At 59.9% G+C, this 11931-nt stretch carries 5 protein-coding genes; 3 read left to right on the top strand and 2 right to left on the bottom strand.

What is annotated here, in order from left to right:
- Window positions 1-165: 165 nt before the first annotated feature.
- Window positions 166-2982, top strand: a complete 2817-nt coding sequence (locus ACRHIG_RS28800) for a TonB-dependent receptor plug domain-containing protein (RefSeq protein WP_489628727.1) — start codon at window positions 166-168, stop codon at window positions 2980-2982.
- A gap of 79 nt (window positions 2983-3061) precedes the next feature.
- Here ACRHIG_RS28800 and ACRHIG_RS28795 read toward each other — a convergent pair whose 3' ends face one another.
- Complete coding sequence (locus tag ACRHIG_RS28795) at window positions 3062-4693, bottom strand: NAD(P)/FAD-dependent oxidoreductase (RefSeq protein ID WP_475417427.1); 1632 nt, start codon at window positions 4691-4693, stop codon at window positions 3062-3064.
- 1094 nt (window positions 4694-5787) lie between these two features.
- Here ACRHIG_RS28795 and ACRHIG_RS28790 point away from each other — a divergent pair.
- Window positions 5788-8784 (top strand): TonB-dependent receptor, encoded by a 2997-nt coding sequence (locus ACRHIG_RS28790; protein WP_475417426.1) that lies wholly within the window; start codon window positions 5788-5790, stop codon window positions 8782-8784.
- Between the two features lie 170 nt (window positions 8785-8954).
- Here the strand turns inward: ACRHIG_RS28790 and ACRHIG_RS28785 are convergent, their stop codons facing one another.
- Entirely contained in the window at window positions 8955-9680 is a 726-nt protein-coding gene (locus tag ACRHIG_RS28785) for a 16S rRNA (uracil(1498)-N(3))-methyltransferase (RefSeq protein ID WP_489628726.1), read from the bottom strand.
- A 186-nt stretch (window positions 9681-9866) separates the two neighbouring features.
- Between ACRHIG_RS28785 and tkt the strand changes: the two genes are divergently transcribed.
- Entirely contained in the window at window positions 9867-11864 is a 1998-nt protein-coding gene (gene tkt / locus ACRHIG_RS28780; protein ID WP_475417424.1) for a transketolase, read from the top strand.
- Window positions 11865-11931: the final 67 nt, after the last annotated feature.

Genomic DNA, 11931 nt, shown 5'->3' with positions numbered 1-11931 from the left:
CTAGTTGACTTTTAGTTGCCTAGTGCCATTTCTGTACACGTGTCCCAGCGGACTTCACGGTGTCTGATCGGGTGCCGTGCGAGGCGTTTCCTTTAGATGAACGAGTGCAATCCGGGTAAAAAATCCGGAGTCATATATAACCGTACAAATGAAAAAGGGTTCACCATGCTTAAAGAAACCGTCATCTCTCGTGCAGTTCGCATCGTCTGCGCCGGTGGTGTAGTTGCCGCCATGTCCGTTGTTTCGCAGTCCGCGATCGCACAAGATGCGCAGGGCGCCGATACGCAGATCCAGCGTGTCGAAGTCACCGGCTCGTCGATCAAGCGTATCGCCGCCGAAGGCGCCTTGCCGGTCACCGTCCTGACCGCCGAAGCCATCCGTACATCGGGCGCCACCTCGGTCACCGATCTGGTCAAGAAGCTCTCTTCCGCCCAGGGGGCCACCAGCGAAAGTTCCTCGGTTGGCGGCAGCACCTTCGGTTTCTCCGGTATTTCCGTGCATAACGTGGGTGAGACGCGTACGCTCGTCTTGCTGAACGGCAAGCGCCTGGCCCAGTTCGGCGGCCAGACGCTGACCGGTTTCGCCGCTGGCTTCGACTTGAATTCGATCCCTATCTCGGCAATTGAACGCGTGGAATTGCTGACCGATGGCGCCTCCGCCCTGTACGGTGCCGATGCCATCGCCGGCGTGGTCAACTTCATTACCAAGCACGATACGACGATCGGCGATGTGTCCATCGGCTACTCCGCGCCAAAAAACGGTGCGCGTGAGAAACGCCTCAGCGCCACCAAGGGCTTTGGCAACCTGGACGAAGATGGCTACAACGTGGTGCTGACCTTTGGTCATGACGAGCGCGACAAGCTCGCTTCCGTCGACCGCAAGTTCGCCAGCACGGGCAAGGTGCAATTCTCGGCCAATGGCAAGCGCTATCAGAAGCAGCAGTTTTCGCCCAGCCCGATTCCCGCCAATGCCACCGATGACAATGGCCAGCTGATCAGCCCTTACCAGAAGGCCAACGGCTCCTGCCCGGAAAAGACGTTCCGCGTGATCGAACCGTACAACGATGGCAGCGGCCTGGCCGATGACTACTGCGGCTATGACTTCACCAAGGACCTGGAAATCTATCCGGAGCGCAAACGCGACAACTTCATGGCATCGGGCACCTTCAAGATCGCCGGCCAGGAAGTATATGCAGACGTATTGCTGTCACGCACGAAACAAACTTCGCGTATCGCTCCCGTACCTGGCGCGATCGCCGTCGATGCGGGCACGCCGCTGCATGACAAGTATTTAGTGCCAGCTGGAATTACCGGCGACAGCACGGCGTTCTACCGCTTGTTCGACATGGGCCAGCGTACCTCGAAAGATACGGCGGATTTTGCCAGCGTGGTGGTCGGCACGCGCGGCGTTCTGGCCGGATGGGACTATAACGCTGCCTACAACTTCTCCGAAAGCCGCGTAAAAGGCAGTATTTCCGGTTATCCTGGCGCCATTGCTGTCAATAACCTCACGTCGAGCGGCTTGCTCGACCCCTTCGTCGGCCCGGGCAAGCAGTCTCCCGCGGCACAGGAAGCCATCAAGGCTGCCGCGTACTCCGGTTACTGGGACGGTGGCACTTCGCGCCTGCAAACGATTAACCTGAATGGCTCGACGGAACTGCGGCGACTGCCTGGCGGCGCGATGATGCTGGGCATGGGCGTGAACATCAACCGCGAGGAATTCTCTGCCAAGCCGAGTCCGTTTGCGCAAGGCATCCTGGCCGATCCCGTGAAGGGCACCTTGTGCGGCGGCACGACCGGACTGGAATGCGACCAGCGTTTCGGCGACGCGGCCAGCAGCCAGCCGTACAGCGCCAGCCGTACGTCGAAAGGCATTTTTGGCGAAGTCATCGCGCCTGTACTGAAAGAGCTGGAATTAGGCGCCGCCTTGCGTTTCGATGAATTCTCGGACTTTGGCGGCGCCACCACGGCCAAGGCCAGCTTCAAGTGGACGCCGGCACCCACCTTGCTGATCCGCGGTTCGGTCGGCAATGGTTTCCATGCGCCGACAGTGCCACAAGTCAACGCCTTGCAGCGCGGCTATGGCGTCACCAGCGACAAGTACACCTGCTCGCCAGCCTTGCAGGCGATCGCCACGCGTCTCAATGCGCAATGCCAGCCAGGTAACCGCCAGTACGACCAGCTGGCCGGCGGCAACCGCGAATTGCAGCCGGAGAAATCGAAACAGGCAACTATCGGCTTCCGTTACGAACCGATCAACGCCATCACCCTGGGCGCCGACCTGTGGCATGTGCAGATCCGCGATTCCTTCGGTCAGCTGACCGAACAGCTGGTATTCGCCAATCCGGCCAATTTCCCGAAATCCTGGGGCGTCAACAAGGACGTGGGCACGGGTACCACCTACCTGGCCTTCCTGGCTGACAACCAGAACTTGGGTAAATCGTTCGCCACCGGTGTCGACATCGATATCAGCGCCCGTTACCGCTCCGGCATCGGCCTGTTCACGTCGCAGCTGAACGCGACGCAAATGCTGCGCGAGGATGTGCAGCTGGAACGCAACGGCAGGTATTATTCGGCGCTGGGCAACTTTGCCGATCTGGGCACGGTGACTTTCCGCACGCGCGGCCAGTGGACGAATACCCTGAAAACGGGCAACTGGGCCAACTCGCTGACGGTCAACTTCCTGTCCGGCTACAAGGATCAGGAAACGTCGGTCGACGTGCTTGACGCTTCGGGTGCTGTGACGGGGCAGGAAAAGATCCGCATGCAGGCGGGCTTCTATTCGACCCTCGACTGGCAAACGGTGTGGACTCCAAGCAAGAGCTGGGTGCTGACCGTCGGCGTGCTGAACCTGACCGACAAGAGTCCGCCATTCGTGCCATCGACGTCCGGCGTGAACCGCGGCCAGCAATTCGGCTATGACGACCGCTACTACGATCCGCGCGGCCGTACTGGTTACCTGAATGCCTCGTACAAGTTTTAACGAGGTACGCAGGCATAAAAAAACCGGCCCGTGAATGTGCCGGTTTTTTCATCCCGCCGCACGGCGGGGAGGGCACGGCCTAGCCGCGCGCCGCCATCGACAGGGCCACCGCCTCGGCCACCTTGATGCCGTCGACGGCCGCCGACAGGATGCCGCCCGCATAGCCGGCGCCTTCGCCGGCGGGGAACAGTCCCCGTGTATTCAGGCTTTGCAGGTCATCGTCGCGGCGCTTGATGCGGATCGGCGACGAGGTGCGCGTTTCCACGCCCGTCAGCACGGCGTCAGCCTTGTAGTAGCCCTTGATCTGCTTGTTGAACGCCGGAAACGCCTCGCGCAGGGCCGTGATCGCGTATTCGGGCAGCGAGGGCGCCAGGTCCGTCAGGTGCACGGCCGGCTTGTAAGAAGGCACCACGCTGCCGAATTCCGTCGAGGCGCGGCCGGCCACGAAGTCGCCGACCAATTGTCCTGGCGCATCGTAGTTGCCGCCGCCGAGGGCGAACGCGCGCTCTTCCAGTTCGCGCTGCAGGGCCATGCCGGCCAGCGGGTCGCCCGGGTAGTCGGCGGGCGTGATGCCGACGACGATGGCGCTGTTGGCGTTGCGTTCATTGCGCGAATACTGGCTCATGCCGTTCGTCACCAGGCGGCCCGGTTCGGATGCGGCCGCCACCACCGTGCCGCCCGGGCACATGCAGAAGCTGTAGACGGAACGGCCATTGCTGGCGTGGTGCACCAGCTTGTAGTCGGCCGCGCCCAGGATCGGGTGACCGGCGCTGGGGCCGAAGCGGCAGCTGTCGATCAACGATTGCGGGTGTTCCACGCGGAAACCGATCGAGAACGGTTTCGCTTCGATGTACACGCCGCGCTTGTGCAGCATCTCGAAGGTGTCGCGCGCGCTGTGGCCGATGGCCAGCACGACGTGGTTGCTGGCGATGGTCTCGCCATTGTCCAGCACCACGCCGCGCACCTGGCCGCCGTCCGGGCCGGGCACGATGTCGAGATCGACCACTTTGCTGCTGAAACGGTATTCGCCGCCCAGCTGTTCGATATTCGCGCGCATCTCTTCCACCATCTTGACCAGGCGGAAAGTGCCGATGTGCGGCTTGCTCACGTACATGATTTCTTCGGGCGCGCCCGCCTTGACGAATTCCGTCAGCACCTTGCGGCCGTAGTGCTTGGGGTCCTTGATCTGGCTGTACAGCTTGCCGTCCGAGAAGGTGCCGGCGCCGCCTTCGCCGAACTGCACGTTCGATTCCGGGTTCAGTTCGCGCTTGCGCCAGAAGCCGAAGGTGTCGACGGTGCGCTCGCGTACCTGCTTGCCCCGTTCCAGGATGAGGGGGCGCAAGCCCATCTGCGCCAGGATCAGCGCCACGAACAGGCCGCAGGGGCCCGTGCCGATGACGATGGGACGCGGTTCATTGGTATGGCCGGCCAGCTGTTCGCCGCCGGCGACGAATTTATAGTCGGTGTCGGGCGCGGGCATCAGGTGGATATCGTGGCCCAGGCGCGCCAGCACGGCCGCTTCATTCTTGACTTCCACATGCAGCGAGTAAATCAACACCACGGCGCTGCGCTTGCGCGCGTCGTAGCTGCGCTTGAAGACGGTGAAGCCGAGCAGTTCCTCCGCGGCTATGCCGAGGCGGGCCAGGATCGCGGCCGGCAGGGCTGCATCGTCGTGTTCGAGGGGGAGTTTTACTTCGTTGAGTCGCAACATGGTGTGTATTTTCAAAAATTGCCGGGCTCCGTATCTAGCGGAGAGTGTGTGGCGCCGTGTGAGGGCATCAAGGCGCTATTTTACCTCCACATCGTTCACCGCTTAGATTTACCCGGACTTTTTGGGGAGGGGCAACAGGCGGCAGTGCCGTCTGTTCGCATTGTCGCCGCGGTGCCGTGGCGGGACCTGGAGGCGTTTTCTGGCTGCCACAAACTGGTGCGAGCCGGCGCGTTGCTGGTGCGTCCGCCGCCCCTTGTTGGGGCACGCAAATCCTGGGCTTATTTTTCAGGTAAATTTGTGTTGCTTTTTTGTTGTGGTCGCTTGATTTTGTTGACGCCTTGCCATTGCGTGTGATTTGATAGTGTTTTGTTTCTTACCGGCGCAATTCTGTATCTTTGGTCTGCTCGCATTCCAGGAAAAGAGCAGCGCTGTATCTCGTCGCTATCGCTTCTTCGATGGAGGGCGGGATTTTGTTTTGAGATTATGTCGAGGATTTTTTTATATAGATCCATTCATAAAAGGTCTGATCGATATATTGCGAAGTGGCTTCACATTTTATATGTCGCCTCCTCCCGTAAAGTAATGACGTCTTGCGCGTCATTTATTTTTCGGGTTATTGATATTCATCTTTTTTAGAACGGATTCTTCCGGTAATTTTCTAATTCCATTGGCGCAAAGCCACTGTTTTCAGGCATCCCAAGTAAGTTTTGTTATCGTCCGCGAATGTTTTCATTTAGCCTGGATGCGTTTCTGCATGCCTATTTTCTGGATAAATCGAAGTGTTGCGCCAACAGAACAGTTTTCCTAATTTTATTGACCAGCCTGTTTCAATATGTTCCGATGTGTCCTTCTGTTTTATTTTGCGTATGCAAAGTGGACCGAGAGGATGTCTTGTGTGGCGGGATAGCAAGGCGATGAGAGTAGAAAGCGTTTAAAAACGCATAAGCGTAAGTGAAAAACTCCTTTACCAAAGCAGTAATACTGCGCTCATATAAATAATAGGGAATGACATGTTGAGAAAAACTGTAATAGCACGTGCATTAACGATCGCGTTCAGCGCATCGGTATTGAGCGTTGCGATTGTTCCAGCGGTAATGGCTCAGTCGAATGCCACGGGCAACATCATCGGCAAGATCGCGCCGGATGCCAGCGCATCGGTGCAGATCGTCGGTGCCGACAACGGCTTCAAGCGGACTATTTCACCCGATGCCAGCGGTACTTTCCGCATCACTTCCCTGCCAGTTGGTAACTACAAGGTCACGCTGCTGAAAGGTTCTTCCGTCGTCAGCACGCAGGACGTGGAAGTGCGCATCGGCCAGGAAAGCGAAGTGGCGCTGCAGCAGGTACAGACCGTGAACGTGACGAGCCGCCGCCGCGCGATCGATGTCACCAGTTCCAACTCCGGTTCGTCCTTCAATTCGCGCGAGCTGGCTACCCTGCCGCTGGCGCCAACGGTCGCCAACATTGTGCAATTGGCCGGCGGTACCACGCGCGCCGACTCGCGCTACGGCAACAACGCGGCCAGCTTCGGCGGCTCCAGCGCGTCGGAAAATGCGGCGTACATCAACGGTTTCCCTGTCACCAACAGTCTGTATCAGGTTGGTTACTCTTCCCTGCCTTTCGGCTCGATTGCTGAAGCGCAAATCATCACCGGCGGCTACGGCGCCGAATTCGGACGTTCGACGGGTGGCGTGGTCAATATCACCACCAAGAGCGGTACGAATAACTGGGAATTCGGCGCCGGCTTTACCTACGCGCCTGATTCGCTGCGCGGCAAGGCCAAGAACATCATGTTCCCGAATACGGGCGCCAATCCCAAGACGGATGGCAAGATCTACAACTACCGGGAAGGCGACAAGCTGACCGAGAAGGTCTACAACGCCTATGTCAGCGGCCCGCTGATCAAGGACAAGCTGTTCATCTATCTGGGTGGTGAATTTACCAGAATGGACCGCGAAACGGCACGTCTGGCATCGACCAGCACGGTGAACAATCAGACTGGCTGGCTGGTGCAGAAATCCGATGTGCCGCGCTATATCGCCAAGATCGACTGGAATATCACCGACAATAACCGCCTCGAATATACGCATATTTCGGACGAGTCGAAAGTTGACGATCAATACTACGGCTTCAACTACGATACCAAGCAGCGCGGCTATGTGCAGAACGGCGGCGCCAAATTCAAGAACTATTCGGCAGGTGTGCTGTTCCTCAACGCCACCGGCGCTGCGCTGGCGGCAGCCCAGGGTTCCAACATCGACATCCTCAAGCTGACCAGCTATGTGACCGACGATCTGACCGTGCAGGCCCTGATCGGCCAGGCGAAGACCCAGCGCGAGCAAAATCCGTTTGGCTACATTCCAGGCTTGCGTCCGGTCGTTGCTTCCCCGGACAACCAGGTACCAGGCGTGAATTACCAGCCTAGCCAGGTGCAAGGTTTCAGCTCGGCCCTGTTGCGCGACGGTGCACAAGACACCAACCGCGGCTATCGCCTGGATCTGGAATACAAACTGGCCAAGCAGCATACGATACGCGGCGGTCTTGACCACAACAAGATCAATGCCCTGAACGGCACGGAAGCGGCCGGCGGCGGTACCTGGACTTACCTGAAAACCAATCCGAACACCGTATTGTCTGGCCATAATATGTCGCCGGCAGCTGGCGGCGGTTACGGCACCCAAGGTTACTACGTGCGTGAAAACCTGCAGCGTGGCGGTTCCACTCCGTCCGTCGAGCAGTCGGCGCAGTACATCGAGGACCGCTATCAAGCCACCGAAAACCTGGTCGTGACCCTGGGCTTGCGCAATGAGTCGTTCAAGAATATGAACGGTATCGGCGAAACCTTCGTGGAACAGAAAAACATGCTGGCGCCGCGCCTGAATGCGGCCTGGAATGTGTATGGCGACGGTTCCCTGAAAGTCTTCGGTACGGCTGGCCGCTACTTCATGCAATTGCCGGCCAACATGGCCGTACGTTTTGCTGGCGCTTCGCTGAATACCGACCGGTTCTACACCTACACCGGCGTCAACCCGACCACGGGTGCACCGCTGGGCTTGAACCCGATCAGCAATGTCGTGTCGGCTAACAATGAATTTGGCCAGGAAAAACGCGCCAATGAATTGGCTTCGACCAACTTGAAGGCCCACTTCCAGGACGAGATCAACCTGGGCTTCGAGAAGGCGCTGACGCCTGATTTCAACGGCGGTATCAAGTTTACCTATCGCAAGCTGAAAAACACGATCGATGACTACTCGGATCCACGCGCCATTTCGGCCAAGCTGACGGGCGCTGAAAAAGAGTACTTCGATGACCATGGCTGGAACGGCGCCCTGTTCAATCCAGGCAAGGACAACACCTTCATGATCCCGGTGGGACCAAACGGTGCACAGCGTGCGGTGACGATTACGGCTGCCGATGCAGGCTTCCCGGAAAAAGCCAAGCGTACCTACACGGCGCTGGAATTCATGCTGGAACATCCGATGCGCAATGGCTGGTATGGCAAGATGAACTACACGTGGTCGCGCAGCGAAGGCAACCAGGAAGGCCAGACCAAGTCGGATAACGGCCAGGCCGACGTGGGCTTCAGCTCGGGTTGGGACTTCCCGGAAACGATGGTCAACGGCAGCGGCTTGTTGCCTAACAACCGTACGCACCAGTTGAAAACCTACGGCTACTATGAGTTCACGAGCCAGTTTGGCGTCGGTGGCAACTTGCTGGTGGCGACGGGCCGTCCAATGTCGCGTACTTGCAATATCCCAGCGTCCATGGATCAACAGGGCTTGGGCTTGTCGCAATACGGCTCGATCTTCTTCCTGTGCCCAACCGGTCCGAACGGCCGCGGCGCCTACGGTACGCTGCCAACAGAAATGCGCCTGGACTTGAACTTCATCTACAAGCCAGAGCAAATCAAAGGCATCGTGCTGAAAGTCGACGTGCTGAACGCAACCAACCGTCAAGTGGCGCAATCCATTGACGAGGCCTACAACACCAGCGCCGCCGGTACTGCCGTCAGCCCTACCGCCGGTATGGTCAATGCGTATTCGAACCCGCGCACCGTGCGCTTGTCGGCCCAGTACAGCCACAAGTTCTGATGTGATTTCCTCCTTGCCGGTTGACAGCCGTCAGCCGGCGGAGGCCGGGATGCACGGACGGTTATAGCAAGAGGCATGGTCAGTCATGCCAGTAACATGCCCCGCAAGCTGCGAAGCTTGCGGGGCATTTTTTGGGTGGCGCGCTGGGTGCCAGTCCATCGTACGCCGCCTTACATGCCGCCCCACAAGGCGCCCAGGGTGGCCAGCGCCGTCAGGCCCGCTGTTTCCGTGCGCAAGATGCGCGGCCCCATGGACAAGCCGATGGCGCCGGCGGCCAGGGCTGCCTTTTCTTCCGCTTCCGAAAACCCGCCTTCCGGTCCCACCGTCACGGTGATCGCCTGCGGCGGCTGATGACGCGCCCAGTCGGCCAGCGACTGCTGTGCGCGCGGCGTCAAAATGATGCGTTTATGTAAATCTTGCTGACTGCTCCAGCCATTAAAATCCTGCAATGGGGCCAGCTGCGCCAGGCGGTTGCGCCCGCATTGTTCCGATGCTGACACGATGATCGCTTGCCAATGCGCGAGTTTCTTCTCGGCCCGCTCGGCGGACAGGCGCACGACGCAGCGCTGCGCCGCCAGCGGCACGATGCCGGCCGCGCCCAGTTCGATGGCTTTTTCGATGATCCAGTCCATTTTCGACGCTTCCGGCAACGCTTGCGCCAGGGTCACGGCATACGGCAGTTCCGCCTCGCGCGCCACCTGCGCCTGGATTTGCGCCGTCACGCTGCGCTTGGCGACCGCCACCAGGCTCGCCTGCACTTCGCCGCCTTCGCCATTGAACAGGGTGATGACGTCGCCCGGCGCCAGGCGCACGACCTGGATATGGTGGGCGACAGCCTCCGGCAGGGAGACGGTGGCGCCGGCGACGAGCGGCTGGGGGCAGAAAAAACGCGGCATGCAAATCCTCAACGGGGGTAAGTGGGGTGGAAAGACGTCAAAGTATAGCCATTTGGCGGGCCAGTACGCCGCAATTCTAATTTGCGGTCCCCCAGTCTGGTAAAATAGTTGGCTACAGAAAGCAGCCGGCTTCCCTGTCCGCGCTGTTGCAAACGAATCCCAAACTCGCGACTGACCCATACCATCATGACAACTACGCTCCCGACTACCAAAATGGCCAATGCGATCCGCGCACTGGCAATGGACGCTGTACAAAAGGCCAACTCCGGCCATCCAGGCATGCCGATGGGCATGGCCGAGATCGCAGTTGCCCTGTGGAGTGGTCACTATCGCCACAATCCCGCGAACCCGAAATGGCAGAACCGCGACCGTTTCCTGTTGTCGAACGGCCACGGCTCGATGCTGCACTACGCGCTGCTGCACCTGACGGGCTACGACCTGTCGATGGATGACATCAAGGCCTTCCGCCAGATGCATTCGAAAACCCCGGGCCACCCGGAAGTCGATGTCACGCCCGGCGTGGAAACGACCACCGGCCCGCTGGGCCAGGGTATCGCCAACGCCGTCGGCATGGCCCTGTCGGAGCAATTGCTGGCCGCTGAATTCAACAAGCCTGGCCACGACATCGTCAACCACTACACCTACGCCTTCGTCGGCGATGGTTGCTTGATGGAAGGTATTTCGCACGAAGTGTGCGCGCTGGCCGGTACCCTGGGCCTGAATAAACTGATCGCCCTGTACGACGACAACGGCATTTCCATCGACGGTAAAGTGGAAGGCTGGTTCACGGACGACACCCCGGCGCGCTTCGAAGCCTACGGCTGGAACGTCATCCGCGCCGTCGACGGCCACGATGTGGCCGCCGTGGCTGCCGCCATCGCCGCCGCCAAGACCGCCAGCAAGCCAACCTTGATCTGCTGCAAGACCATCATCGGCAAGGGTTCGCCGAACCTGCAAGGCGGCGACAAGGTCCACGGCGCCGCGCTGGGCGACAAGGAAATCGCCGCCGTGCGCGAATACATCGGCTGGGATGCCGCACCGTTCGAGATGCCGTCCGACGTGTACGCGGCCTGGGATGCGAAAGAGCAGGGCGCCCTGCTGGAAAAAGACTGGAACGAGCGTTTCGCCGCCTACAGCCGTGAATTCCCGCAGCAAGCCGCTGAACTGACCCGCCGCATGCAGGGCGACTTACCGCAGGCATTCGAAGCGGCCCTGAGCGCCGCCATCGCTTCCTGCGTCGAAAAGAAAGAAAACATCGCTACCCGCAAGGCCAGCCAGAACGCCATCCAGGCGCTGGCGTCGTCGCTGCCGGAATTCCTGGGCGGCTCGGCCGACCTGACCGGTTCGAACCTGACCAACTGGAAAGAGTGCGTGGCCGTGCGTTCGGGCCAGCCTGGCAACCACATCAACTATGGCGTGCGCGAATTCGGCATGAGCGCCATCATGAACGGCATCACCCTGCACGGCGGCTACATCCCGTTCGGCGCCACCTTCCTGACGTTCTCCGATTACAGCCGCAACGCGCTGCGCATGGCTGCCCTGATGAAACTGCGTTCGATCTTCGTGTTTACCCACGATTCGATCGGCCTGGGCGAAGACGGCCCGACGCACCAATCGGTCGAGCACGTCTCGTCGATGCGTTTGATCCCGAACCTGGACAACTGGCGTCCGTGCGACACCGTCGAGTCGGCTGCCGCCTGGGGCGCCGCCGTGCGCCGCAAGGATGGCCCGTCGACCCTGATCTTCTCGCGCCAGAACCTGCCGTACCAGGAGCGTAGCGCCGAACAGATCGAGAACATCTACCGCGGCGGCTATGTGCTGAACGACGTGGCCGACGCCAAGGCGATCCTGATCGCCACCGGTTCCGAAGTGGAACTGGCCGTCGCCGCCGCCAGCGCGCTGGCCTCGGAAGGCATCAATGTGCGCGTGGTGTCGATGCCGTCGACCGACGTGTACGACCGCCAGGACGCCGCCTACAAGGCCGGCGTGCTGACGAAGGGCGTGCCGCGCGTGGCCATCGAAGCGGGCGTGACCAGCTTCTGGTACAAATACGTGGGCCTGGAAGGCGCCGTGGTCGGTATCGACACGTTCGGCGAATCGGCCCCGGCCGGCGTGCTGTTCAAGCACTTCGGCTTCACGGTCGAGAACGTCGTCGCCAAGGTGAAAGCCGTTATCGCTGGCTAATATTGATTTTTAACGGTCCTGGCGATGTTGTCGCCGGGGGCGTGCATGTACCTTCTTTTTTAATCAG

This window comes from Janthinobacterium sp. C22, from assembly GCF_057919405.1.
The sequence above is the reverse complement of the archived record's forward strand: the minus strand, read 5'-3'. Positions and strand labels throughout refer to the sequence as shown.